The sequence below is a fragment of the Listeria sp. MAN/IMW/UF464 genome (assembly GCF_058683955.1).
Genome location: NZ_JBZWZP010000002.1, coordinates 504,215 through 528,458, shown reverse-complemented (window position 1 = coordinate 528,458; position 24,244 = coordinate 504,215). Strand labels below are relative to the sequence as shown.

Here is a 24,244-nt window from a genome sequence, read left to right as displayed (position 1 = left end):
CGTAAGTTACGCGACGAAAGTTTGAATTTTTTGCCTGAAAACGTTCGTGTTAACGAGGCGAGAAGCGGGTTGCTTCTTCTTTCTTGTTTAATAACCTTACTTACTATATCATATGGGATTTTTGGTGTCAAGGTGAATTATTAGAAATATACTCAGAAAGCTAATTTAACGTTTTAATAAACTTGTTTGCATACACATACGCATTTTCTACTATTTCTTCATCTGTCACTTCAAAGGAGCTGCCATATATCGTGTGAGCCCCTCTATAGTCAGCTCGAATGTGGTTTATTGTTGCTAGAAATGGTGTAAGTAATGTATCTAGTGAATAGCCAATTGGCGCATCTTCTTTATAATTGTATTTTTTATCGCCAATTGAAATTGCAAGAGCAAGCTTTTTCCCAGCCATCTTGTCCCCTCTTGAACCATAAGCCCAACCATGCGAAAAGACATCATCGAACCATTTTTTTAATAACGGCGGGTAGCTGTACCAATAAAATGGAAATTGGATAATGACTTTATCGTAGTTTTGCAATTGTTGTTGTTCAAAGGCTACATCAATATCCCAGTTAGGATAAACTTCATATAATTCATGAATTGCCAACTCTTCTGTACTTTTTAAAAGAGCTTCTTTCCATACTCTATTTACGCGTGAATTTTCGATATTCGGATGTGCGATAATAACTAATGTTTTCATTCGATTACTCCTTTATTCTATCGTTATTATTTATCGTAATTTAGTTTTGAAAGAAAGTAAATACACACTCGAAAGTGGCTTAGTTACTTGTAAGTAAGTGTCTATAAGTGGTATTATTTGCAAGTATCTAAATCGGAGGAGGAAAACAAATGAAAGTTTATAATTTAGGTGTAGAAGCTACACTCGATATTATGGGTGGAAAATGGAAACCCTTGATTATTTGTTTTCTTGCTCAAGGGACTAAGCGGACTGGCGAGCTGCAAAGATGTATTCCGAAAATATCACAGAAGGTTCTAGTTCAGCAACTAAGGGAATTAGAGAGAGATGGGATTATTGATCGTACGGTGTATAATGAGCTTCCACCTAAAGTCGAGTATAGTATAACTGCTTACGGGCTTACTTTAAATGCTATAGTTGATACGATGTGTCAGTGGGGAAAAGAAAATATCGCACTTAGAAACAGCCAAGGAGAACCAGTGACACTAATCGAAAAATCTTATAACCTTCAGTAAATAAATCGAAAAAAACAGCTAGGATTATATACTAGCTGTTTTTTTCTACAATTGGGCATAAATTCATTTTTCTTAATAAAGGTCGAATTATAACATAAACTATGTAGCCGAAAATCCCGCCAGAAAAGTTCAATATTACATCATCAATGTCTACAAATTTAAAAGGCGCTTGATAAATAAGGTCTTGTAATAACTGGGCAAATTCAATCCCAACGGTTGCTATAAAACTTATAGCGAAAACACTTTTCCATGTTAATTTTGGAAAACATAATGGTAAAAGTATTCCGAGGGGAACAAACATAATAAAATTTGCGACTATTTGGAAACTAGCATATTCTCTCCCTTCCATAAACATTTCGCCTATGGAATTAAATGGTATTAAATTCATATAGGAACCAGTTGCATATTTTTTTGTATCCTCAATTAGAAAAGAATCTAGCATAATAGGAAACATCGTAAACTTGATTACTCCACACGTATACACATAAAAACAAGTCTTGAAGAAAATTGTTTTTTTTGTGTCGTGCCTTTTCAACCATCTCCATAAGAAAAAGACAATATATATAATTAAAGCGATTGTTATTAATAATCCAGAAAATCTAAGCATAATAGTTCTCCTAATCTGTAGTTAATATTCTTTCGGATGTTTGTCTAATAATTAGTAAAACAAAAACCCTTGATTTCTCAAGGGTTTCAGCCGTTAAATGATTAACGAATTTCTTTAATACGAGCCGCTTTACCACGTAGGTTACGTAGGTAGTAAAGTTTCGCACGACGTACTTTACCACGACGGATAACTTCTAATTTCGCGATACGTGGAGTATGTACTGGGAAAGTACGTTCCACACCAACACCGTTAGAAATTTTACGAACAGTGAAAGTTTCGCTGATTCCAGCTCCGCGACGTTTGATTACAACGCCTTCGAATAATTGGATACGTTCGCGAGTACCTTCGACTACTTTCGCATGTACACGTACAGTATCACCCGGACGGAAACTTGGAACATCTGGGTTTAGTTGACTTTTTGTGATTTCATCAATCAGTTTGTTCATGTTTTTCTCTCCTTCCAACAAACATTCATTCATATTAATAATGAAGCGGAATATCGTTATCAGACTGGTCTCTCCAGTCACCTTATTTAGGTTACCATAAACTAGATTCGCTGTAAAGTTTTTTTCTTACTTTTTCTTTAATAAAAAACTTGACCTTGGAGTATGGTCTAATGTTACCTTAAGTATATCAAATGGAGGTGTCGAACATGGAACAATGGACAGTAAAAGAAATGGCTGCTTGCGTTGGAATTCGGGCAGACACACTAAGATATTATGAGAAAAATAAGATAATAGTACCTAATCGGCTGGAAAACGGGTATCGTGTTTATAACGCACAACATTTACTAGAATTAAAGTTTATTTTGGTGATGAAGTATGCCAGATTCTCCCTTGCCGAAATAAAATTAATGATGGAATGGTTAAGAAGCGAGCCATCTGTTGCTTGTAATACGGCGTCGAAAGAATTGCTTGCCCTTAAAGCAGCAGAGATTAAACAAACTATTGCACACTATACGAAAATCGCCGCCCTTTTAGAAGAATTACCTCAAATCGATGATGTACAAGACTATTCGACTGTTCAAAAAGATGTAAATACCTTTGTGGAACATATTTTCACTGACATCAGGAAGGACGGATTTTAATGGCAAAAGTTGTAGCAATAATGGGTGACCCGCGAGAAAAAGGAACATCAAGAGAACTGTTTCATAAGTATTTAACTTTTTTTCAAGGACACTCAGCAATCGAGATAAAAACGTATGATATTCGCGAATTGGCTTTTGATCCAAATTTACCTGAGGGCTACCGAACTGAACAAACTACCGAAATGACCAACTTAAAACAAGATGCCAGTTCGGCTGATTTGCTGCTATTTGCTTATCCCGTTTGGTGGTTTAATGTTCCAGCTGTACTAAAAGGTGTAATTGATCATTTGTTTTGGCGCGGCGAGAGTTATAGTTTTAAAGATAAAAAATATTTACTGACCGGTCCTTGGCGAAAAAAACGAGCGCGCTTAATTTATACGATTGGCGGGATGGAGTTACAACATCGGCTGTTCGCTCGTCCTGCCCTTACTGCCCTCCGCTACCCACTTTGGATGAGTGGCGTCCTTTCTGTTAAGACGACTTCAATTGACCGACTTGATCTTTCCATTAGAAAATCAAATGAATACTATGATAAAAAAATTGCTCGAGCAGCTAAAAAAGATTTACATTTTTTATTAAAAAAGTAATGTAGAAAGAAGGTTTTGGAATGAAAGTTACTGCGAAACATCAATATTGGCAAATAACAACATTGCCGCACCTTTTTCCGGTAAATTGTTACTTAGTTTTGGAGAAAGATGGTTTAACTTTAATTGATACAGGGATTTTATCTCATGCAAAAGGAATAATTTCACTTATTACTAAACTGAAATTACCTTTAAAACGAATTTTGTTGACACATGGGCATGGCGACCATATTGGCGGTTTAGTTGCACTTAAAGAAGCTTTTCCAGAAGCCCTTTTGATGGTTGGAAGCAGAGAAAAATTGCTGGTAGAAACAAAAGAGATTTATGCTTTTGAAGCTCAAAAACCGTTAAAGGGTAGTTATCCTGATCAATTTCCAGTAAAAATTGATCAACTATTAAAAGATGGTGATATGGTAGGTTCATTATTAATTATGGATACACCCGGACATACACCTGGCTCGATTTCTTTTTTTGATGAGCGTAATGGGCATTTATTCGTTGGTGATTTATTTCAAACTCGTGGTGGTGCAGCTATTTGTGGGGAGAAACGGATTTTGTTTCCTTTTCCTGCGATGGGATCTTGGGACTTAGAAACGAGTATTGCTTCCGCGGAAAAGTTGCAGCTGGTAGATGTGACTGAAATCGCTTGTGGTCACGGACCTGTTAAATCCATGAGTGATTTTGATTTATTAAGCATCATTCAGCGTGCAAAAACACAACTAACAAATAAAAAAGACTAGAAAACCAGTTACCCGGCTTTCTAGTCTTTTTTTAGAATCTCGTAATTTTAATGTTCACGGCTGTTCCATATGCCAGTTGATATACAAGCCCGTCGACGAATTGCTCAGTGAATGAACAATGAATTAAGCCATTTCCGCCTGCATCTAAAGCTTTCTTTTGCAATTCCTGTAGTAAATTTTCAAAGCCTACTGTTTCTAAGTACGCTTCTGGATCGCTTTTAATTCTTGGGCGAACACTTTTGGCGAAAACAACGGTTAGAATATCATGATTAACATTTATGGGTCCTGTTGAGACCTGAATATCCTGCCATCTTTGACCTATTCGCTTTTGGTCATTTTCTTCTTGCACATAGGCTTCTCGTTCTTTTTGTCGTTCGGATTTTTTAGCTTCTTTTTCATCTGGAGTTCCGAAGATTGCCATTTAAAATCACGTCCTTTTTTATTTACTGTCAGACCATTCTTTGAGCCAAGTTTTTTGCTTGTCTGTTAAGGGATAGTTTTTAAGTAAATCTGGTCGGCGTTCGTAAGTTCTTTTGAGTGATTCTTTATCGCGCCACTCTTCTATCCAAGCATGGTTTCCGCTGAGTAAAATATCAGGTACTTTCATTCCGCGAAAATCGGCTGGTCGTGTGTAGTGTGGATGTTCAAGCAAACCGGTGGAGAAAGAATCCGTCACAGCTGAATCTTTATTTCCAAGTACACCTGGTAAAAGACGAATAACGCTGTCCATCACAATCATTGCACCAATTTCGCCACCTGTTAAAATATAATCCCCTATCGAAACTTCATCTGTAACAAGGTGTTCGCGAATTCGCTCATCGTATCCTTCGTAGTGACCACAAATAAAAACAAGATGTTCTTCTTCTGCAAATTCTTCTGCCATTTTTTGGTCGAAGCGTTTACCGGCTGGATCCATTAAAATAACTCTTGGCTTTGTTTCTGGTTGTTTATCTTTGACCGCTTGAACGGCATCAAAGATTGGTTGGGCTTTAAGGAGCATCCCTGCCCCACCACCATAAGGATAATCATCGACAACCTGATGCTTTCCTTCTGCATATTCCCTGAAATCAGTTACTTCAACCGCGACCCGCTCATTTTCGATTGCTTTTTTAATAATGGAACTCCCAGTCACTCCCGAAAACATATCTGGAAAAATGGATAGAATGTCGATTTTCATTAATCTAGCAGCCCTTCCATTACTTCAATGGTAATTTTTTTATCGTTAGTATTAATATCTTTAACTACATCGGCAATATAAGGGATGAGTTTTTCTTTTTTGTCTGCGCCTTTTACAACCCATACATCATTTGCGCCTGGTGTTAGAATTTCTGTGATTTCGCCAAGCTCTTCTCCGTCAGTCGTCACAACTGTGCAACCAATGATTTCATGGAAATAAAATTCATTTTCTTCTAAATCGGTTAGTTGCGCTTCTTTGATTTTAAGAACGCCTTCTTTCATACGCTCTACTTGATGAATGCCGGTAAGTCCTTCAAACATAAGCAAATCAAAGTTTTTGTGTTTGCGGTGTGAACGAATAATTAGTTTTTCAGGCTTTTTGCTGTTTTTTTCAAATAAGTACACGGTATTCCCAACTTGGAACCGTTCTTCTGGAAAATCGGTCGTCGCGATAACACGAATTTCACCGATTAAGCCATGCGTATTAACAATTTTTCCTACATTATACATTTTCTCCATAAGTCACCTCTAGCGTATTTCTACTATGATTCCATCTCTCACAACGATTGTTTTATCGAAAATGGATTTATCCCACTTGTCTCCTACTTGTATATCAATGATTGTTTCCATTTCTCGTTCGCGAATTTCACTACCAAGTTCAAGTACTTCTAATTGCTCCATTTGAAACTGGATTAATTTTTTCTTTTCTCGGCGCACTTCAAGTTCATGTGTGAAATAGTCAGCCACTCGTTCTGGTTGAAATTTGCTTTTTCGTTCCATTTTCTTTTGTTCAAAATGCAACTGATCGCATTCTTGTTCAATTTGTCGTTTTTGTTCGGTATAATACTCGATTAATTCTTGTTTACTTGTTTCTGTCAGAATTTGTTTGACGACAACTTTTTGGATGATTTCCACAGGACACCTCCACTAGCGATTATGTCCTTATTTTACCATAGTTTTTTTGGATTCATCTACTAAAGCTTGGAATAATTGTTCACTTTCTGGATCTGTTTGGAACATTAATTCCGGGTGCCACTGAACACCTAAATACCAGCTTGGTAAATTGTCACCCTCCACTGCTTCAATCATCCCGTCAGCAGTCCGGGCCGTTACTTTAAAACTCGGTGCTAATTTTTTGATAAATTGGTGATGGAGTGAGTTAACTAGTTTTTTATTTGGGTGGTGTTTTGCGAGTTCGCTTGTAGGTTCAATATCGATTGTATGGGAGCCGAGTTGCTCATCGACACGTTGCAGATGTTGGAGTGCTTTCGTTTCAACTTGGCTAATATCCTGATACAGCGTGCCACCTAGTGCAACATTGACAAGTTGCATTCCGCGGCAAATCGCAAAAATAGGTTTTCCAGCGTCCAAAGCTGCTCGGACTAAGGCGATTTCATAGCTATCGCGCGGTGGAAAATATGCCCCGATTTCTTGGGACGGTTCTTCTAAATATAATTGCGGTGTAATATCTTGTCCACCGGTTAAAAGTAAACCATCTACGAGAGAAATTGCTTGAACGGCAGTAGACGGGTCATCTATTGGTAACGCGATAGGAAATCCGCCAACTTTCTGAATAGCATCTACATATCGCTGTTGTGTATAAGTTACACGGTGTCCGTAAAACACGTCCACTCCTTTGACTAATCTATTTCCTGTAATTCCAATAACTGGCTTCATAACAATTCCTCCATTTCTATTTTATTTTACAACATTTAGTGAGGTAATTGCTTCTCTGATGATTATTAAAAAAAGTTATAAAAAAACTCGCCAATTTGACGAGTTTTTGTTATTCGATAATTTCAAGACGAATCTTCTTATCGTTTTTGGAGCCAACTGCATAGACAAGAGTACGAATCGCTTTTGCAATACGACCTTGCTTACCAATCACGCGTCCCATGTCTTCTTTACTGACAGACAATTTGTAGGTTAACGAAGTATCCGTTTCTTCTGGCGTGATAACAACGTCTTCCGGGTGGTCAACAAGGGGTTTCACGATTGAGAGAATGAGTTCTTCCATTCGCGCCGAGACCTCCTTATTTACCTAATTTTTGGTTATGGAATTTTTCCATGATACCTTCGCGGCTAAGAAGATTGCGAACTGTATCAGATGGTTTCGCACCATTATGCATCCATTTCAAAGTTGCTTCTTCGTCGATTTTCACTTCAACCGGATCAAGTAATGGATTATAAGTACCAATAGTTTCGATTGAACGGCCATCACGTGGGAAACGAGAATCAGCGACTACAATACGGTAGAAAGGTTTCTTTTTAGAACCCATACGTTTTAAACGAATTTTAACTGCCATAGTTTAATTACACCTCCATAAAGTCTTACACAAGTATATATATTACCAGTAAAGGATTTGTTTGTAAAGTGTTTTTTCTTTACAGAGGATATTTTTTTCTTTTCAGCGGACACTTTCGGCTTCAGTGCTTAGTTTTCCTTGTTTTAATAGTTGATAATATCTCACATATCCGGAAATATTATGCTCAACATCATCAATTCTCACGCGGAAAGACTGGTGACGAATGAAGAAACTCCCTTCTATTCTGGCTGGATTTTTGTAGTACATCGCAAGCTCTGGATAAAAGTAACCATTTAATTGATAAAGTGCGCGTTTTGTAATTGTTTTTTCAAGATTTTCCAGCGAATAAGATGTTAATAATGCTTGTTGTCCTTCCGCTTCCATCCGCAGTGTCATTTCTTTTGTAGCAACGGTAAGCTCTAAAAATGTTGGAAAAGTGGTTTCGCGCTCGTAAATAAATGGTAAGTTGTCAAAGGCATTTTGCAGTCCGAATTCATAGTAAGCTTCGTCTTTGATATATTTGGTAATTTCATTGGCGCAGTAGCTTAACCAGTGATCGTGATTTTGCCAGTATTTATCTTGTATAAAGTGATTAAAAGATTTGGCTGCTGCGTCTAACCATTTGGAATCGCGGTCAATTTCATATAGGCGAAGTAGGCCAAAGACAGCTTCCCCATCATAATAAATAATTCGAAAAATATCTTTTACTTCTAATGATGGATATTCTAACACATGTGTGAACTTTCCATTTTCGTCTTGTAATGAGAGAATTGCATTTGCTATTTTTCGGCAAAGAGGTAAGTATGTTTTAGTGCTAGTAATATGCATATATTTAGTTAAAGCTAGTAGAGTCGCGGCTGAACCACCTAATTTTACTTCACGAAGTTCTGGTTCGATAAGAAAGGCCATGTCGTCTTTTTCATAAATAAAGTGTTTTTCAAGGTATGTTAAAGCCTTTGTTGCGGCTTCTAAAATAGCTTTATTTCCCGTTAATTCATATGCTTCTAACATGGAATAAGTAGTACTGGCATGGCGCAAACTATTATAATGTTTGATTTTTTTGTCAAAACAAGCAAACCAACCATAGTTAAATTCCCCAGTTGTGTTTACTTGATGCGCCAAATATTCTCCAGCATTTTCAACTAATGTAGAAATAATTTCTGGCGTCAAATATTCTACTTTCCTACGTCCGTGGTCTAAACTAGCTGTTTCTAATTCATGAATGTTCTTTCCATCAAAAAACCATCCTACTGTTTCGAAAGTGACAACACTAGAATCGATGGTTAAGTTTAATTGGGCTTGATTTTTATTGGCTTGAATTAAATATCTATTCATATTTTCAACGTTGATAGCTAGTCCTTCATCTCCAGGTAAAAGGATAGCGTTCGCATTAATTTCCTGTTCCATTAAAGCTATTTTAAAATTTTCATTTAAGGCAATGCCTCGTCTATAATAATTTTTCTTTGTTTTTAAAGCTTTTCTATTCCATTCCCCTAAGTTTTCGAGTTGATAATTCACCGCAATATCCATTTTAAATGAAATTGCTTCTTCGGTTTGATTTTTCAATGCACTTTTTTTCATTTCATTAATTAAATTTGCTAAACAAAGATAGCTAAAGTTGATTACTGTCGCTCGTTTATTTTTATAACCTATTGTTAGAAAACCATGCCATTTCCCGTTGTAAGTGGCGTGCTCTTCTGCTTCTGTTAATTGATCAATAATTTTATTTTCAAGTTCATCAAGTACACCTCTCCAAGGCATATGTACCACTCCTTTTTATAATTTCCCTGCTGCTTAAACTTACTTAGCAGCAGGGAATCGATGTTTTGTGGCTTTATTTACGGAAAAGACGTAGTAAGAACGCGCCAGCTAATGAGAAGAGTCCAAGCCCTACCCAAGGAAGACTGCTACTAGTATCCCCTGTGGATGGAAGGTCGCTTGCGGAAATACTTGTAGTTCCATCAGCACTGTAGCCTGAGGAAAGCATTGTTCCGGAGCCGTTTGTACTCATATTAGAAACGGTTACGCCCGTACCTCCATTTGCTGTTCCAGTAGTTCCACCGTTATTAGAAGAGTTAGTACCTCCTCCATCTGAATCAGCGTCAGCGTCAGCGTCAGCATCGGCATCGGCGTCAGCATCGGCATCGGCGTCAGCATCGGCGTCAGCATCTGCATCAGCGTCAGCATCCGAATCAACTAATGGTTGAACTGTTACTGCTACATCATCACTTGTTTTTACTTCGTCACCATATTTAGCAGTTACTTGAAGGTGGATAACATCTCCAGCTTTCAAATTATAATTAGGAATATTTATTGTATAGGTTCCATCTGAATTAATTAATACATTGCCAATGACTGTGCCATCCGGAAGCGTTAAATTAATATAGAAAACTGTTCCGGCTGGAGCATCTCTTTGTAATGATTTTAATAGGGTATTCATATTAAGGTTTTTATAGATAGAAGAACCTGTAATAGTTTTAGTTCCTTCATAAATTGGATTGACAGTTGGTTTTTCAACTAGGAAATCTCTCCAGTCGATATCTACGTCGGCATCGGCATCCGCATCGGCATCGGCGTCGGCATCCGCGTCCGCATCGGCGTCAGCATCAGCGTCGGCATCGGCATCAGCGTCGGCATCCGCATCTGCATCGGCATCAGCGTCAGCATCCGCATCAGCGTCAGCATCCGCATCAGCATCCGCATCGGCATCCGCATCAGCGTCGGCGTCGGCATCGGCATCCGCATCAGCGTCGGCATCCGCATCCGCATCAGCGTCGGCATCGGCGTCAGCATCCGCATCCGCATCGGCGTCGGCATCCGCATCAGCGTCGGCATCAGCATCAGCGTCGGCATCAGCATCCGCATCGGCATCAGCATCAGCATCAGCGTCGGCATCAGCGTCAGCATCCGCATCAGCATCCGCATCGGCGTCGGCATCCGCATCAGCGTCGGCATCCGCATCAGCGTCGGCGTCGGCATCAGCGTCGGCATCCGCATCCGCATCAGCGTCGGCATCCGCATCAGCGTCAGCGTCAGCATCCGCATCAGCATCAGCGTCGGCATCAGCGTCAGCGTCAGCATCCGCATCCGCATCAGCATCGGCGTCCGCGTCGGCATCCGCATCGGCATCGGCGTCAGCATCGGCATCCGCATCGGCATCCGCATCGGCGTCAGCATCCGCATCCGCATCAGCGTCGGCGTCGGCGTCAGCATCGGCATCCGCATCGGCATCCGCATCGGCGTCAGCATCCGCATCCGCATCAGCGTCGGCGTCGGCATCCGCATCCGCATCGGCGTCCGCATCCGCGTCGGCATCCGCATCCGCATCGGCGTCAGCATCGGCGTCAGCGTCGGCATCGGCGTCAGCATCCGCATCGGCGTCAGCATCCGCATCGGCGTCAGCATCCGCATCGGCGTCAGCATCCGCATCCGCATCCGCATCGGCATCGGCGTCAGCATCCGCATCCGCATCCGCATCGGCGTCAGCATCCGCATCCGCATCTGCGTCAGCATCGGCATCCGCATCGGCATCCGCATCCGCATCCGCATCAGCGTCGGCATCCGCATCCGCATCCGCATCGGCGTCAGCATCCGCGTCGGCATCCGCATCAGCATCTGCATCGGCGTCAGCATCGGCGTCAGCGTCGGCATCGGCGTCAGCATCCGCATCCGCATCCGCATCAGCGTCGGCATCCGCATCAGCATCCGCATCGGCGTCAGCATCCGCGTCGGCATCCGCATCAGCATCTGCATCGGCGTCAGCATCGGCGTCAGCGTCGGCATCGGCGTCAGCATCCGCATCGGCGTCAGCATCCGCATCCGCATCGGCATCGGCGTCAGCATCCGCGTCGGCATCCGCATCAGCATCTGCATCGGCGTCAGCATCCGCGTCGGCATCCGCATCAGCATCGGCATCCGCATCCGCGTCGGCATCCGCATCAGCGTCGGCATCTGCATCTGCATCGGCATCTGCATCAGCATCCGCATCAGCGTCGGCATCCGCATCCCCAACATCCGTCGCAATAAATCCACGAGCTGCGTTACTATTCAACAAATCAACATCCAATAGTCCATCGCCAGTTCTAGCTGCGAAATCCAATTTTCCATCATTTGCACTAGGAAGAGCCGTAACACCGAGCGCTAGTAAATCAATTGTTAGCGTAAAAGTAGATACACTACTAACGCCAACTCCCAGTAAATGATTTACTCTTGCCCCAATTGCATTTCTACTAGTATCAATGAAGAAATTATTTGAACTACCATTAACTGTTCCTTGATTAAATAACCCAATATTCCCAATTCCTAAATAAGCAATTTTATAATCAATTTTTGTATTTGCTTTTATATTTGGATTACTCAAAATAGAAGTTAATTCGCTAGGCAGTTCAAAATACGGGTAATACGTAGACACAGCACTCGCACTAACTAATTGGTTCCCTGATAGAGTAATCACTAATTTCCCATTCGCATATTGTGTATTCAAGCTTGAATTCCCAAGTAAATCAATCGTTGCTGCATCCGCTTGAATACCACTGAGGGCAAATTTGTGATTAAAAGAATCATAATTCACTGTGACAGGTGCTACCATCATTGTTGTTGTTGTAATTAGAGCAGCAATTAATTTTGCTTTTTGCGCTCGCTTTTGGTCAAGTTTCCTTTTGTAATCCACACGCTGTTTTTTCATCATTTTTCCCCCTTAAAAATCAATAAGTTTTGATTTTGAAAAATAACTGAAAACAGAATAAAGGTATTTAATTATTGTTTACTAATAAGCTAACTATTAAGTATCCCCTGAACCTTTATCCAATATCAGATTAAAATCATTTCAGCAAAATGCCCCTCCTTTCTTTTTATGTATCTAAGTGAACCTTTCATTTAATGTTATAACCCGTTAGATAACTTTACTATATAGTATATTTTTAAAAATTAAAGTAAAAAGTACTAGAAAGAAAAAATACTTCAATTCAATATCATTAGTCTAAAAGTTATACAAATATGCGCATTTAAGGCTTATATTTAAACTTTAGCACTGGTCTTTAATAGGTAAATATATCTACTAAATCCAACTTTACATGAATTGTCTTTAAATTGTATACAAATCTTTTTAAAATGGTTCCTCACTTTAAATCTATTTGTACGCAAAAAAAATAGCCCTCTTTGAAAGGGCCATTTTTTTTAGTAAAGATATGCTTTTTTAAGTTGCTCTTTTTTATCATCAGTTAGTCCGAGTTTTTCTTTTAAAAAGTTATCCATCGAACCATATTTAGCATCAATTTCATCGAAAGCGGCATTGATATAAGATTCACGAACTTCCATTACAGCTGTCATCCCGTCGATAACTTTTTTATTATCTGTTTTAGCTGCGACTGCTTGGATTGCTTTTTCATCTTCACTAGCACGGTATTTATTGGATAACATGTAATCGTCTATTACAGTGTTTTTATCTACACCTAGTGCCGAGAGGACTAAAGCAGTTCCAAATCCAGCTCGGTCTTTTCCGGCTGTACAATGCCAAAGAACTGAGCCATCTTGATTCGCTAGTAGTATCTCAAAAAATTCTTTGTAGGCTTGAATAGAAGTTTCATCTGTAATAAAGCTTTTATTAGCATTAATTAGAAAGGTTTCGGGATTATCCATTTTAGCTAGACTGGCGGTTAAATCTTGCGTGCTCGTGGATGCTCCGTTATCTTTCATCACAGAATCATGTGTATAATCGACTCCCGTAAGTTCTGGATCTGGTTTGGCTTTCACTTCGGTATTTGTCCTAAAATCAACTATATGCGAAAGGTCATATGTATTTACGAGTTTCTTTTTATCTGAATCACTTAAAGTGGCAAGTTCGGCGCTTCTGATTAATTTATGTGGTTTGATTGTTAAACCATCTGTTGTTTTGTAACCACCTAAGTCACGAACGTTTACTGCCCCTTGTAATTTTATTTGACTACCTGGTTGGAGTGTTTTTTCGGTTTTAACATTCGCTTCTGCTTTTTCTTCTGACTGAGTTCCACATCCCCCTAGTAATAATGTTGCGCTTAATACACCTGCTCCTGTTACTTTTACCCAATTTCTCATTCTTTCTCCTCCTTTTGTAAGCTTAATTGTAATTATAACAATGGAATTTATTGGTTGAATAAAGGGTTTGTAAAGAAATGATTTGCAGGATGTTAAGGTATGAAAAAAGCCAAAACCGCATTAGGGTTTTGGCTTTTTGAATTAAAATGGCATTTTGAAATTGCCGAATGGATTTTTACCTTTTTTACCTTTTCCTCCACCAGTCATTTGCTTCATCATTTTTTTCATTTCAGCAAATTGTTTTAGGAGGCGGTTGATTTCTTGAATTGGGCGTCCGCTACCGCGAGCAATTCGTTTTCTTCTGCTCGCATTGATGATGTCTGGATTGTCTTTTTCGTTTTTGGTCATAGATTTAATTATCGCTTCGATGTGACCAAGTTGTTTATCATCTACTTGCATGTTGTCGAGGCCTTTCATTTTGTTTGCCCCTGGCATCATTTTTAGTAGTTCATCTAGTGGTCCCATTTGTTTTACTTGTTGCAACTGGTCCAAGAAGTCATCTAAGGTCATGCTGTTGTCTTTCATTTTTTGTTCCATAGCTTTCATTTTTTCTGCGTCTACATCAGTTTGTGCTTTTTCAATAAGAGAAAGTACATCACCCATGCCGAGAATTCTTGAAGCCATACGATCGGGATGGAACGTTTCGATTGCTTCCATTTTTTCACCGGTAGCAACGAATTTGATTGGTTTTCCTGTGACTGAACGGATGGAAAGTGCTGCCCCACCACGTGTATCACCGTCTAATTTTGTTAATACAACGCCGGTAATTTCTAATTGTTCGTTGAAGCTTTGGGCCACGTTTACTGCGTCTTGCCCAGTCATTGAGTCAACTACGAGTAAAATTTCAGTTGGCGTAGCGATTTCTTTCACTTGTTTTAATTCATCCATCAGTGTTTCGTCGATATGAAGACGACCGGCTGTATCGATAATGACATAATCTAAATGTTCTTCTTTTGCTTTAGCGATAGCTTGTTTCGCGATTTCTACTGGGCTTACTTGATCGCCTAGAGAAAATACTGGCATATCTAATTGTTTGCCAAGTGTTTCTAATTGTTTGATTGCTGCAGGTCGGTAAATATCTGCTGCGACTAGTAAAGGTTTACGATTATATTTTTTACGTAATAAATTAGCGAGTTTTCCTGAAGTGGTTGTTTTACCAGCTCCTTGTAAACCTACCATCATAATAACGGTTGGCGGGCGATCAGCTGTTCCGATTTTACTTTCTTCGCCGCCCATGAGGCTTGTTAATTCTTCTTGAACGATTTTAATTACTTGTTGACCGGGTGTTAGGCTTTTCATTACGTCCGCGCCAACTGCACGTTCGCTTACTGTTTTAATAAATTGTTTAACGACTTTAAAGTTAACATCGGCTTCTAGTAAAGCAAGACGAACTTCACGCATCATTTCTTTTACGTCAGCTTCGTTTACTTTCCCTTTACCGCGAATTTTGTTCATTGTTTCTTGGAGTCTTCCAGCTAGTCCTTCAAATGCCATGATTCTGGCCTCCTAATCGATATTTTTAAGCTGTTCGAGCGTATCTTTCACTTGCTCGTCCAGAAAATTCTTCTTGGTTAATTGTGCTTCTAATTGATCAAAGAGTTTTTCTCGTTGTTGATATTTTCTTAACATCCCTAGTTTTTCTTCGTATTTTTCTAGGCTTTCTTCTGTTCTTTTAATATTATCATAAATAGCTTGTCTACTCACTTCAAATTCTTCGGCAATTTCGCCTAGTGAGTAATCATCCAAGTAATAAAAAGAAACATACGATTTTTGTTTTGTTGTTAGTAATTCTTGGTAAAAATCAAATAATAAATTCATACGGTTTGTCTTCTCAAACAAGGCATTTCACCTCTCTCCTTTTAAAGGATACGGGGAAATCACGGGAATGTCAAGGAAGGTTAAATAAAAGAGAAAAAAGCCGGAATGACGAGCATCATTCGGCTTTCTCTGATTATTTTTCGTTATCAACCATATCAGCAAATAAGCCATACACATATTCATTTGCATCAAAGGCTTGCAGATCGTCCATTTGTTCCCCGAGTCCGACGAATTTTACTGGAATATCGAGTTCATTACGGATGGCTATGACGATACCACCTTTTGCAGTCCCGTCGAGTTTTGTTAAGATAATACCTGTCACGTCTGTTGTTTCTTTAAATTGTTTTGCTTGAACGAAGGCGTTTTGGCCAGTTGTAGCATCAAGGACTAGTAAAACTTCGTGCGGCGCATTAGGAATTTCACGCGTAATGACACGTTTTACTTTTTCAAGTTCGTTCATCAGGTTGACTTTATTTTGCAAACGGCCGGCTGTGTCACAAAGTAAGATGTCTGCTTTTCTAGCTTTGGCGGCTTGAACGGCATCAAACATGACAGCAGCAGGATCGCTTCCCTCAGCTTGTTTAATAACATCGACACCTGTTCGTTCGCCCCAGACTTCTAGTTGATCGATTGCACCTGCTCGGAATGTATCTCCCGCCGCAAGCATAACTTTTTTACCTTCTTGTTTAAAACGATGTGCCATTTTTCCGATAGAGGTTGTTTTACCAACGCCATTAACACCAACAAATAAGATAACAGTTAGACCATTTTCTTCAATATGCAAAGTTTCGTCTTCTTTTTCGTCGCCTTGGTAAATATCAACTAGTTTTTCAACAATAACTTCTTGTACATCTTTTGGGTCGCTAATATTTCTTAATTGTACTTCACGGCGAAGTGTATCGACTAATTCCATTACTGTTTCAAAACCGACATCTGCTCCGATAAGAATTTCTTCTAGTTCTTCAAAGAAATCTTCATCTACTTTACGATAACGAGCGACCATTTCATTGATCTTCCCGGAAAAGTTACCGCGAGTTTTTGATAAACCATCTTTAAATTTTCCTGAAACAGAATCGGTTTGCTGGGTAATTTTATCTTTTAATTTTTTAAAAAAGGTCATTTTATATACTCCTTTTATTTAATGAGTTCGGCTGTTTCTTCTAAGCGAACCGAAACTAATTTGGAGACGCCGGACTCTTGCATTGTGACACCATAAAGGACGTCCGCTTCTTCCATTGTTCCTTTTCGGTGCGTGATAACGATAAACTGAGTGCCTGACTCAAATTGTTTTAAGTAGCGGCTAAAACGTGTAACATTGGCTTCATCTAAGGCCGCCTCTACTTCATCCAAAATACAGAATGGTACTGGTCGAACACGAATGATAGCAAAAAGTAATGCAATCGCAGTTAATGCACGCTCTCCGCCAGAACGAAGCGATAAGTTTTGTAGTTTTTTCCCTGGTGGTTGAACGACGATGTCAATCCCTGTCGTTAGTAGATTCTCTGGATCAAGTAGTACGAGTTCCGCACTTCCTCCGCCAAATAATTCTGGGAAAACAATGGCAAATTCTGTTTTTATTGCTTCAAAACTCTCACTGAAACGAATTTTCATTTCTTCATCCATTTCGTCCATAACTTTAAAGAGGGTTTCTTTTGCAGCAAGTAAATCCGCTTGTTGTCCTGTTAAAAAGTCAAAGCGTTCTTGGATGCGATCAAATTCTTCAATAGCGCCAATATTAACGATTCCGAGCTCGTCTATCGAACGTTTTAATAAACGAACTTTAGAACGCGCTTGTTCCGTATCTACTTCTGGCAAGATTTTTTCTTCGGCTTGCTCTGGTGTTAGTAAATAGGCTTCTTGCAAGCGATCGATTCGGTTAGTAATATCTACTTCGAGACGACCGATGCTTATTTCCGCATTATTTTTTTGTTCCACATAAAAACTAATTTGGTTATTTTTTTGCGTCAACTCAGCTTCTAGTAGTTCGATTTTTTCTTGTAGTTCGGTGCGAGTTTGTCTTGTTTGATTTAGTTTTTCACTTGTCTCTGCTTTGTCTTTACGAAGTTCTTCGATGGATTTTCTAGCAGACTCTTCGCTTGTATGGACACTTGATAGATTTGTTTTTAAGGAAGCAAGTTTTTGCTCAGCTGCTTCTTTTTGTTCGTAGTTTTCATGTAATGTCGTTGTTACGCGGTCTACTGCTTCGACGGCAGACTGTAACTGCTCACGTTTAGCGGCAATTTGCGCTTTTAAGGACGACAAGCTTTCTAAATCTGCTGTACGTTTACTTTCTAGTGCTTTACTTGAAGATGTCATCGCTTTTATTTCTTCGTCGGTTTTTTCGATTTGTTTAGCGATTTCTACTTGCTCTTGAAGTAGCGTTTCTTTTCGTTCCAGCAGTTTGTTTAATTCTTCGCTGCCATCTGCTTTTTCAATATCATATAGCTGTAATTGTTTGTTAAAACGTTCTAGATTTTCGGTTTCGCGATCTAATTTACCAAGCAATTCTTTTTCTTGTAAACGTAAATTTTCACCAATAACACGAGTTTCTTCAAGTTCTTCTCGTTTTTTCGACATGCTATCTTTGGCAACTTGAACAGCAGACTCGAGTTCACGAGTGGAATTATTTAATTCAGCGATTTTTTCTGCTAATTGACCTAATTCGTGTTTTCTCGTTAAGATAGACGATTTGCCGCCTTTTGTTGCTCCACCAGTCATTGAACCACCGGCATTAACCACATCACCTTCAAGTGTCACAATGCGATACCTGAAGTTTACTAAACGAGCGAGCGTATTTGCCCCTTTTAAATCTTTCGCTAAAATCGTTGTACCGAGCGCGTTTAAAATCACTGGAGACACTTTTTGGTCAAATGAAATTACTTCGCTAGCAAGCGCGATGAAAGCTGGTTGATTACTTAAAGCGTTTTTAGTTGCTGCTGGTAATTCTCGAGGTTGAATAGTTGAAAGTGGTAAAAATGTTGCGCGACCGCTTTTCGTTTTCTTTAAAAAGCTGATTGCTTCACGAGCAACTCGGTCATCTTCAACAACGACATTTTGCGCACTTGCTCCGAGCGCTGTTTCCATAGCTTGTTGATATTTTGCTGGTATTTCAATAAGTTCTACTAAAGCTCCCAATATGCCCGGAATTTCTTTTTTTGCTTTTAATACTTCACGCACGCCTTGGAAAAATCCGGCATAATCATCTGCCAATTCTTCTAAGGTTTCTTTCCGTGATTTCATTTGTTGAACTGTTTCATAATGTTTATAAAGCGCACGTTCTTGTGTTCCAAAAACAGCTTCTTGTTTTGCCAATGTTTGCTGCACTTCACGGTATATTTCCATTTGTTCTGTGAGCTCGCTTTGGATTTTTGTAAGGTGCGTTTTCGTTGTCTCAATTTGAGCTAACATATCTTTTCTTTCATCGACATGTTGACTATTTTCTAAATCTAATTTATCAATTCGGCTAGTAATTTGTCCGATTTGGCGTTCGATATACCCTAAATCATTATTGATTGTCGTTTGCGTATGTCGTAAATCAATATAATCACTTTTGCGGTTTTCAATCGCTTCTTCGGATAAATCATCATATTTTGAAAGTGTCGCTTCTAGTTCTTTTTTCGCTTTTACGGCAATTTCAAGCGCCGTTTCTTTTTCGAGTTTTGAACTACTTAGCACTTCTTTTTGTTCTTCAAGAGCAGTAATTTTTTCCGTAATTGCAGCCAATGTTTCTGCGTAGACTTGTTCGTTTTCACTGCTATGTTTTTTACGTTCTAATTGAAGATTCCGCTCTCCTTCTAGTTGTTCGAGTTTTTCGGTTTCTACTAACAAACGCTCTTGTAAATTATCTAGCGCAATATCAGTTTCATTAAGCGCTTGTTTTTCACGGGAAACAATTGCTTCTTCCGCATGTAATTCTTCGCGTAGCTTAATTAAAACCGTTTGATTTTCACCAAACTCTTTACGGACTTCAGCTAGTTTTTCTGTTAAAGAACTGATTTCACTCGCAAGTAACGTCACTTCGTATTTTTCTAGTTCTTCTTGTTGGAATAAATAATCCTTGGCAATAGAAGCTTGCATTTCGAGCGGCTCCAGTTGCCCTTCTAATTCATATAAAATATCTTGTACACGATTTAAATTTTCTTCGGTTTCAAATAATTTATTTTCAGCTTGTTTTTTACGATGTTTGTATTTAAGTACGCCGGCTGCTTCTTCAAAAATCGAGCGGCGTTCTTCTGGCTTACTGTTCAGAATTTCATCGATTTTCCCTTGTGAGATTATCGAAAAAGACTCTCTCCCAAGTCCAGAATCCATAAATAAATCGACAATATCTTTCAGTCGACAATTTTCTTTATTGATTAAAAATTCACTATCACCATTACGGTAAATACGTCTAGTTACAGCTACTTCGCTATAATCAAGTGGTAAAAAATGGTCTTCATTTTCGAGAATAAGCGATACTTCTGCAAAATTAATTGGTTTACGCGTATCACTTCCAGCAAAAATAACATCGCCCATTCGGCCACCACGGAGCGATTTAGCGGACTGCTCACCAAGTACCCAGCGGATTGCTTCTGTAATATTACTTTTCCCGCTACCATTTGGCCCTACAACTGCAGTCATGCCGGGCACGAAATCTATCGCAACTTTGTCAGCAAAGGATTTAAAGCCATTCATTTCTAATCGTTTTAATAACATGTCCGGACACCTCCATTTTTGTTTATCTATGTGTTAGTTGATTTATAGCAAATTGTGCCGCACTTTGTTCTGCTTGTTTTTTTGTTCTACCGCTGCCTTTTCCAAGTACTTGTCCGTTAACAATAACTTGGGCATCGAATGCTTTATTATGTGCTGGTCCTGTTTCGCCAAGAATATCATATTCGATCAAGACATCACGGTCCCGTTGAACAATCTCTTGTAGTTGCGTTTTGTAATCGACTGTTTGCAAGTATGCACCTGCATCAATCTTCGGAAAAATAACTCGTTCTAGAAATTTCACGACTTTATCAATACCATTATCTAAGTATAGTGCACCGATAAAAGATTCAAATACATCAGCAAGTAAAGCTGGGCGTGTTCTCCCACCTGCTTTTTCTTCTCCTTTACCTAGACGCACATATTTAGAGAAATGTACTGCTTCCGCGAACTCTACTAAGGAAGGTTCACATACAATAGCTGCACGCATTTTTGTCATGTGTCCTTCTGCCATATCTGGATATTTATTAAAAAGATAGTCTGAAACAGTTAGTTCAAGAACTGCATCACCAAGAAATTCTAGGCGCTCATTATCTTTCACATTTTCCCGGCGATGTTCATTGACATATGAGGAATGTGTGAATGCTTGTTGTAATAATTCCACATTTTGAAAATCAAAACCAACACTTTCTTGTAATTCTTCCCATTGATTCATTTCACTTGCCCCTCTCTATACTAGTAAGCAAGTTCATTTTCTAAACAGCCACTAGCAAAAAGCTGCTTAGAAAATGAACCAACAAATCTTCTTAACCTTGAAAAAGAGGCTACCTGTACTACTTATCTCACGTGCGGAAGTTACCACAGCAAAGATAAGTAACACGGGCACCCTCATTTATCCGGTCACATAAAGTTTTATGCGTTTGCCTCTATGTACTTCACTGCATCACCAACTGTGTTAATGTTTTCAGCGTCGCCATCAGAGATTTCAACTCCGAACTCGTCTTCAAGTTCCATTACTAATTCAACAACATCTAGGGAATCTGCACCTAGATCTTCTTTGAAGGAAGCTTCTAAAGTTACTTTGGATTCCTCGACACCTAGACGGTCTACGATGATTTTTGTAACTTTTTCTAATACTTCTGCCATTTTTCACTTCACCTCCCTCCAAGTATTATATAGGATTATTTCTCCTACGTAAACAAAAATATTTAAAGTAATGCGAGCCAAGTAAATTCGCATTCATTAACCAATTTTACATTACCATTCCGCCATCAACGGATAGTGTTTGGCCAGTAATATACTTCGATGCATCGCTTGCTAAGAAAAGAACTGCATTCGCAATATCTTCGGTTGTTCCGTAAGCACCAAGCGGAATTTGAGCTAGCATTGCTTCTTTTGTTTTATCATCTAATTTGTCTGTCATTTCTGTTGTAATGAAACCAGGAGCAACAGCATTAACGTTAATACCACGTGGAGCAAGTTCACGAGCAGTTGTTTTTGTTAAACCAATTACGCCTGCTTTACTTGCAACATAGTTTGCTTGACCTGCATTACCAATTAAGCCAACAACAGAAGCCATGTTGATAATTTTACCAGCGCGTTGTTTCATCATTGTACGACTTACTGCTTTTGTACAAAGGAAAGTTCCTTTTAGGTTGATGTTAATAACGTCATCCCACTCGTCTTCTTTCATGCGCATTAATAAATTATCACGCGTAATTCCCGCATTATTGACTAAAATGTCGATACGACCAAAGCGCTCGATTGCTTGTTTGAAAAATGCATCCACATCTTCAGCAATCGCTACGTTTGCTTTCATTGCTTCTACTTCTACACCATGTTCGGCAACGAGTTTTGCTGTTTCTTCCGCAGCTTCTGGGCTACCATTGTAATTGAAGAAAATATTTGCGCCTTCTTTAGCTAATTTGATGGCGATGTCACGACCGATTCCGCGCGATCCACCTGTTACTACTGCTACTTTGCCTTGTAAAGTCATTAATTATTCTCCTTTCAATGTCGCGGCAACACTTTTCACTGACTCAACATCACCTGCTGACAGTACAGTTACATCACGATTGATTTTCTTAATTAAACCAGCTAAGACTTTTCCAGAACCAATTTCAACAAAAGTATCTACGCCGTTTTTAATTAATTCTTCGACAATATCTTCCCATAATACTGGGGAATAAATTTGCTTGATTAGTTTATCGCTAATTTCGGATTTATCCGTAGTTTCTTTAGCATCCACGTTATTAACTACTGGAATTTGACCATCAGAAATTTTAACCTCTGCTAAAATATCACGGAAAGCAAGTGCAGCTGGTTCCATTAAACTTGAGTGGAAAGGTCCGCTAACAGCAAGTGGTAATACGCGTTTCGCACCACTTTCTTTTGCTTTTTCGCCAGCTTTTTCAACGCCAGCTGTTGTTCCAGAGATAACGATTTGTCCTGGACAGTTCAGGTTAGCAAGTTGAACTGCATCCCCTTCAGCTGTTACTTCTTCGGTTACTTTTTTTAATGTTTCACGGTCTACGCCAAGAACCGCAGCCATTGCGCCGGCGCCATTTGGTACAGCGGCTTCCATTAATTCTCCGCGTTTACGCACAAGATAAATCGCATCACTTGCTTCTAAAAATCCGCCAGCAACAAGCGCGCTATATTCGCCAAGGCTATGTCCTGCTACGTAATCCGCTTTAACACCATATGTTTCTAATGCGCGTAAAATAGCTACACTTGTTGAAACTAATGCTGGTTGTGCATTTTCGGATTTCGTTAATAATTCGATTGGTCCTTCTGTAATAACATCTGTGATGGAAAAGCCTAATCTTTCATCAGCATCATCATAGATTTTTTTTGCTTCTGGATATTCTGCAGCTACATCTTGCCCCATGCCAATTTTTTGTGCTCCTTGACCGGGAAATACGAATGCGATTTTAGTCATTTGTTTCTGTTCCTCCTACTTTTACTTTATCTACTTCTGATTTGATGGTTTCAACAACTTGTTTTTCAACCATTTCACGTACTTGACGAATAGTGGTAAAAATACCATTTGCATTAGATGATCCGTGTGCTTTTACAACTGGGGCTTGAACACCGAATAAACAAGCGCCACCGTATTCGCTATAATCCATTTTCGCTTTTAGTTCCATTAAATCTTTTTTCAGGAAGCTTGCTGCGACTTTATTTTTAAAGCCATTTAGTAAGCTCATTTTTAGCATACTTAGGAAAGCTGCACCTGTTCCTTCAATTGACTTAAGTACCATATTACCAGTGAATCCGTCAGTAACAACTACATCTGCTACATCCATTAACAAATCACGTGCTTCGATATTACCGATAAATTCATAGGCATCTTGATTTTTCATTAGCTCAAATGATTTTTTTGTTAATTCATTTCCTTTTGTTTCTTCTGTTCCGATGTTTAAAAGTGCCACACGTGGGCGTTCGATTTTACGTACTTTTTCCGCATAGACCGAACCCATTAAGCCAAACTGTAATAAATGTTCTGGTTTTGCTTCAGCATTTGCACCTAAGTCGAGCATAACAAAGCCTTTTCCAGTAACGGTTGGAAGTGTTGGCGCAAGTGCTGGACGGTCAATTCCTTTAATGCGTCCAATGACAAAGAGTCCAGTAGACATAAGGGCACCTGTATTTCCTGCTGAGATACAAGCATCTGCTTCTCCGTCTTTTACGGCTTGGGCTGCAAGTACCATGGAAGCTTTTTTCTTCCGTTTTACGGCGCGAACTGGTTCATCGTCACTTTCTATTTTTTCATCGGTATGTATGATTTTCACACGAGTTTTATCTGTTAAATGTTCATTTATTTTTGTTTCGTCTCCAAAAAGAAGAATTTCGATATCTTTATATTGGGCAACAGCTTTCATTACACCTAAAACAATTTCTTTTGGTGCGTGATCTCCACCCATCGCATCTACAGCAATTTTCATTATACGTCA

26 protein-coding genes and 1 other annotated feature (1 of these 27 only partly in view) are annotated in these 24,244 nt (G+C 39.3%); of the genes, 4 read left to right on the top strand and 22 right to left on the bottom strand.

Features of this window, described 5'->3' with window-relative positions; genetic code table 11:
• Positions 1-87 (bottom strand) — a sequence feature (ribosomal protein L20 leader region) (it extends 52 nt beyond the left edge of the window).
• A 73-nt stretch (positions 88-160) separates the two neighbouring features.
• Positions 161-694 (bottom strand): NAD(P)H-dependent oxidoreductase, encoded by a 534-nt coding sequence (locus tag AC4PG0_RS09850; protein ID WP_492167654.1) that lies wholly within the window; start codon positions 692-694, stop codon positions 161-163.
• 149 nt (positions 695-843) lie between these two features.
• On the opposite strand from AC4PG0_RS09850, the gene AC4PG0_RS09845 reads away from it, so the two are divergent.
• Positions 844-1,206: a winged helix-turn-helix transcriptional regulator gene (locus AC4PG0_RS09845; protein WP_003772428.1), complete on the top strand. Its 363-nt coding sequence runs from the start codon at positions 844-846 to the stop codon at positions 1,204-1,206.
• Positions 1,207-1,237: 31 nt separating this feature from the next.
• Here AC4PG0_RS09845 and AC4PG0_RS09840 read toward each other — a convergent pair whose 3' ends face one another.
• Both AC4PG0_RS09840 and rplS read right to left on the bottom strand, forming a co-directional pair.
• Positions 1,238-1,813: a VanZ family protein gene (locus AC4PG0_RS09840; protein ID WP_112120368.1), complete on the bottom strand. Its 576-nt coding sequence runs from the start codon at positions 1,811-1,813 to the stop codon at positions 1,238-1,240.
• Between the two features lie 101 nt (positions 1,814-1,914).
• Entirely contained in the window at positions 1,915-2,259 is a 345-nt protein-coding gene (gene rplS, locus AC4PG0_RS09835; RefSeq protein ID WP_003762876.1) for a 50S ribosomal protein L19, read from the bottom strand.
• 206 nt (positions 2,260-2,465) lie between these two features.
• Here rplS and AC4PG0_RS09830 point away from each other — a divergent pair, with 206 nt between their 5' ends.
• Genes AC4PG0_RS09830 through AC4PG0_RS09820 form a run of 3 tightly spaced genes read left to right on the top strand, consistent with a single transcriptional unit; the run spans position 2,466 to position 4,224 of the window.
• Positions 2,466-2,900, top strand: coding sequence for a MerR family transcriptional regulator (locus AC4PG0_RS09830; protein WP_010991014.1), 435 nt, complete (start codon positions 2,466-2,468; stop codon positions 2,898-2,900).
• On the top strand, positions 2,900-3,487 hold the full coding sequence (locus tag AC4PG0_RS09825; RefSeq protein WP_003772420.1) for an NAD(P)H-dependent oxidoreductase: 588 nt from the start codon (positions 2,900-2,902) through the stop codon (positions 3,485-3,487). Before AC4PG0_RS09830 ends, AC4PG0_RS09825 begins: the two co-directional genes overlap by 1 nt.
• 20 nt (positions 3,488-3,507) lie before the next feature.
• Positions 3,508-4,224, top strand: a complete 717-nt coding sequence (locus AC4PG0_RS09820) for an MBL fold metallo-hydrolase (protein WP_033533943.1) — start codon at positions 3,508-3,510, stop codon at positions 4,222-4,224.
• Positions 4,225-4,255: 31 nt separating this feature from the next.
• On the opposite strand, the gene AC4PG0_RS09815 is transcribed toward AC4PG0_RS09820, so the two are convergent.
• The 19 genes from AC4PG0_RS09815 to plsX all read right to left on the bottom strand — a co-directional run bounded on the left by AC4PG0_RS09815 (position 4,256) and on the right by plsX (position 24,235).
• Positions 4,256-4,645, bottom strand: a complete 390-nt coding sequence (locus AC4PG0_RS09815; protein WP_003762883.1) for a hypothetical protein — start codon at positions 4,643-4,645, stop codon at positions 4,256-4,258.
• Between the two features lie 18 nt (positions 4,646-4,663).
• Complete coding sequence (trmD, locus tag AC4PG0_RS09810; protein WP_003762885.1) at positions 4,664-5,401, bottom strand: tRNA (guanosine(37)-N1)-methyltransferase TrmD; 738 nt, start codon at positions 5,399-5,401, stop codon at positions 4,664-4,666.
• Positions 5,401-5,919: a ribosome maturation factor RimM gene (gene rimM, locus AC4PG0_RS09805; RefSeq protein WP_003772415.1), complete on the bottom strand. Its 519-nt coding sequence runs from the start codon at positions 5,917-5,919 to the stop codon at positions 5,401-5,403. Before rimM ends, trmD begins: the two co-directional genes overlap by 1 nt.
• A gap of 9 nt (positions 5,920-5,928) precedes the next feature.
• The gene (locus tag AC4PG0_RS09800) at positions 5,929-6,315 is read right to left on the bottom strand and encodes a YlqD family protein (RefSeq protein WP_492167653.1); all 387 of its coding nucleotides are present in this window, start codon (positions 6,313-6,315) and stop codon (positions 5,929-5,931) included.
• A 27-nt stretch (positions 6,316-6,342) separates the two neighbouring features.
• Positions 6,343-7,077 carry a gamma-glutamyl-gamma-aminobutyrate hydrolase family protein gene (locus tag AC4PG0_RS09795; protein ID WP_003762892.1) on the bottom strand — a complete coding sequence of 245 codons (735 nt, stop codon included), beginning with the start codon at positions 7,075-7,077 and terminating at the stop codon, positions 6,343-6,345.
• Between the two features lie 109 nt (positions 7,078-7,186).
• The gene (locus AC4PG0_RS09790) at positions 7,187-7,417 is read right to left on the bottom strand and encodes a KH domain-containing protein (protein WP_003728421.1); all 231 of its coding nucleotides are present in this window, start codon (positions 7,415-7,417) and stop codon (positions 7,187-7,189) included.
• A gap of 16 nt (positions 7,418-7,433) precedes the next feature.
• Positions 7,434-7,706 (bottom strand): 30S ribosomal protein S16, encoded by a 273-nt coding sequence (rpsP, locus tag AC4PG0_RS09785; protein ID WP_003767413.1) that lies wholly within the window; start codon positions 7,704-7,706, stop codon positions 7,434-7,436.
• Positions 7,707-7,808: 102 nt separating this feature from the next.
• Positions 7,809-9,467 carry a glycoside hydrolase family protein gene (locus tag AC4PG0_RS09780; protein ID WP_045553293.1) on the bottom strand — a complete coding sequence of 553 codons (1,659 nt, stop codon included), beginning with the start codon at positions 9,465-9,467 and terminating at the stop codon, positions 7,809-7,811.
• Positions 9,468-9,540: 73 nt separating this feature from the next.
• The gene (locus AC4PG0_RS09775) at positions 9,541-12,390 is read right to left on the bottom strand and encodes an Lmo1799 family Asp-Ala repeat surface protein (RefSeq protein WP_492167984.1); all 2,850 of its coding nucleotides are present in this window, start codon (positions 12,388-12,390) and stop codon (positions 9,541-9,543) included.
• Positions 12,391-12,881: 491 nt separating this feature from the next.
• Positions 12,882-13,778, bottom strand: coding sequence for a tyrosine/lipid phosphatase LipA (gene lipA / locus AC4PG0_RS09770; protein ID WP_492167983.1), 897 nt, complete (start codon positions 13,776-13,778; stop codon positions 12,882-12,884).
• 141 nt (positions 13,779-13,919) lie between these two features.
• Positions 13,920-15,272 carry a signal recognition particle protein gene (gene ffh, locus AC4PG0_RS09765; protein WP_003769283.1) on the bottom strand — a complete coding sequence of 451 codons (1,353 nt, stop codon included), beginning with the start codon at positions 15,270-15,272 and terminating at the stop codon, positions 13,920-13,922.
• Positions 15,273-15,284: 12 nt separating this feature from the next.
• Complete coding sequence (locus AC4PG0_RS09760; protein ID WP_003762903.1) at positions 15,285-15,617, bottom strand: putative DNA-binding protein; 333 nt, start codon at positions 15,615-15,617, stop codon at positions 15,285-15,287.
• Positions 15,618-15,729: 112 nt separating this feature from the next.
• A complete protein-coding gene (ftsY, locus tag AC4PG0_RS09755) occupies positions 15,730-16,716 on the bottom strand; it encodes a signal recognition particle-docking protein FtsY (protein WP_003769286.1) in 987 nt (328 codons plus the stop codon).
• Positions 16,717-16,730: 14 nt separating this feature from the next.
• Positions 16,731-20,291: a chromosome segregation protein SMC gene (smc, locus tag AC4PG0_RS09750; protein ID WP_160464565.1), complete on the bottom strand. Its 3,561-nt coding sequence runs from the start codon at positions 20,289-20,291 to the stop codon at positions 16,731-16,733.
• Between the two features lie 22 nt (positions 20,292-20,313).
• Positions 20,314-21,003 carry a ribonuclease III gene (gene rnc / locus AC4PG0_RS09745; protein ID WP_003762908.1) on the bottom strand — a complete coding sequence of 230 codons (690 nt, stop codon included), beginning with the start codon at positions 21,001-21,003 and terminating at the stop codon, positions 20,314-20,316.
• Between the two features lie 197 nt (positions 21,004-21,200).
• Positions 21,201-21,434 (bottom strand): acyl carrier protein, encoded by a 234-nt coding sequence (locus AC4PG0_RS09740; protein ID WP_003723866.1) that lies wholly within the window; start codon positions 21,432-21,434, stop codon positions 21,201-21,203.
• Between the two features lie 106 nt (positions 21,435-21,540).
• A complete protein-coding gene (gene fabG, locus AC4PG0_RS09735) occupies positions 21,541-22,284 on the bottom strand; it encodes a 3-oxoacyl-[acyl-carrier-protein] reductase (protein ID WP_003769287.1) in 744 nt (247 codons plus the stop codon).
• A gap of 3 nt (positions 22,285-22,287) precedes the next feature.
• Positions 22,288-23,229, bottom strand: coding sequence for an ACP S-malonyltransferase (fabD, locus tag AC4PG0_RS09730; RefSeq protein ID WP_033532943.1), 942 nt, complete (start codon positions 23,227-23,229; stop codon positions 22,288-22,290).
• Positions 23,222-24,235, bottom strand: coding sequence for a phosphate acyltransferase PlsX (gene plsX / locus AC4PG0_RS09725; RefSeq protein ID WP_003767427.1), 1,014 nt, complete (start codon positions 24,233-24,235; stop codon positions 23,222-23,224). The genes fabD and plsX overlap by 8 nt, the downstream gene beginning before the upstream one ends.
• Between the last annotated feature and the right edge of the window lie 9 nt (positions 24,236-24,244).

Excerpts from the sequence above, each read along its gene's own strand:
- AC4PG0_RS09850 (WP_492167654.1), bottom strand. The coding sequence starts at position 694 with ATGAAAACATTAGTTATTATCGCACATCCGAATATCGAAAATTCACGC.
- AC4PG0_RS09845 (WP_003772428.1), top strand. The coding sequence starts at position 844 with ATGAAAGTTTATAATTTAGGTGTAGAAGCTACACTCGATATTATGGGT.
- AC4PG0_RS09840 (WP_112120368.1), bottom strand. The coding sequence starts at position 1,813 with ATGCTTAGATTTTCTGGATTATTAATAACAATCGCTTTAATTATATAT.
- rplS (WP_003762876.1), bottom strand. The coding sequence starts at position 2,259 with ATGAACAAACTGATTGATGAAATCACAAAAAGTCAACTAAACCCAGAT.
- AC4PG0_RS09830 (WP_010991014.1), top strand. The coding sequence starts at position 2,466 with ATGGAACAATGGACAGTAAAAGAAATGGCTGCTTGCGTTGGAATTCGG.
- AC4PG0_RS09825 (WP_003772420.1), top strand. The coding sequence starts at position 2,900 with ATGGCAAAAGTTGTAGCAATAATGGGTGACCCGCGAGAAAAAGGAACA.
- AC4PG0_RS09820 (WP_033533943.1), top strand. The coding sequence starts at position 3,508 with ATGAAAGTTACTGCGAAACATCAATATTGGCAAATAACAACATTGCCG.
- AC4PG0_RS09815 (WP_003762883.1), bottom strand. The coding sequence starts at position 4,645 with ATGGCAATCTTCGGAACTCCAGATGAAAAAGAAGCTAAAAAATCCGAA.
- trmD (WP_003762885.1), bottom strand. The coding sequence starts at position 5,401 with ATGAAAATCGACATTCTATCCATTTTTCCAGATATGTTTTCGGGAGTG.
- rimM (WP_003772415.1), bottom strand. The coding sequence starts at position 5,919 with ATGGAGAAAATGTATAATGTAGGAAAAATTGTTAATACGCATGGCTTA.
- AC4PG0_RS09795 (WP_003762892.1), bottom strand. The coding sequence starts at position 7,077 with ATGAAGCCAGTTATTGGAATTACAGGAAATAGATTAGTCAAAGGAGTG.
- AC4PG0_RS09790 (WP_003728421.1), bottom strand. The coding sequence starts at position 7,417 with ATGGAAGAACTCATTCTCTCAATCGTGAAACCCCTTGTTGACCACCCG.
- rpsP (WP_003767413.1), bottom strand. The coding sequence starts at position 7,706 with ATGGCAGTTAAAATTCGTTTAAAACGTATGGGTTCTAAAAAGAAACCT.
- AC4PG0_RS09780 (WP_045553293.1), bottom strand. The coding sequence starts at position 9,467 with ATGCCTTGGAGAGGTGTACTTGATGAACTTGAAAATAAAATTATTGAT.
- AC4PG0_RS09775 (WP_492167984.1), bottom strand. The coding sequence starts at position 12,390 with ATGAAAAAACAGCGTGTGGATTACAAAAGGAAACTTGACCAAAAGCGA.
- lipA (WP_492167983.1), bottom strand. The coding sequence starts at position 13,778 with ATGAGAAATTGGGTAAAAGTAACAGGAGCAGGTGTATTAAGCGCAACA.
- ffh (WP_003769283.1), bottom strand. The coding sequence starts at position 15,272 with ATGGCATTTGAAGGACTAGCTGGAAGACTCCAAGAAACAATGAACAAA.
- ftsY (WP_003769286.1), bottom strand. The coding sequence starts at position 16,716 with ATGACCTTTTTTAAAAAATTAAAAGATAAAATTACCCAGCAAACCGAT.
- smc (WP_160464565.1), bottom strand. The coding sequence starts at position 20,291 with ATGTTATTAAAACGATTAGAAATGAATGGCTTTAAATCCTTTGCTGAC.
- rnc (WP_003762908.1), bottom strand. The coding sequence starts at position 21,003 with ATGAATCAATGGGAAGAATTACAAGAAAGTGTTGGTTTTGATTTTCAA.
- AC4PG0_RS09740 (WP_003723866.1), bottom strand. The coding sequence starts at position 21,434 with ATGGCAGAAGTATTAGAAAAAGTTACAAAAATCATCGTAGACCGTCTA.
- fabG (WP_003769287.1), bottom strand. The coding sequence starts at position 22,284 with ATGACTTTACAAGGCAAAGTAGCAGTAGTAACAGGTGGATCGCGCGGA.
- fabD (WP_033532943.1), bottom strand. The coding sequence starts at position 23,229 with ATGACTAAAATCGCATTCGTATTTCCCGGTCAAGGAGCACAAAAAATT.
- plsX (WP_003767427.1), bottom strand. The coding sequence starts at position 24,235 with ATGAAAATTGCTGTAGATGCGATGGGTGGAGATCACGCACCAAAAGAA.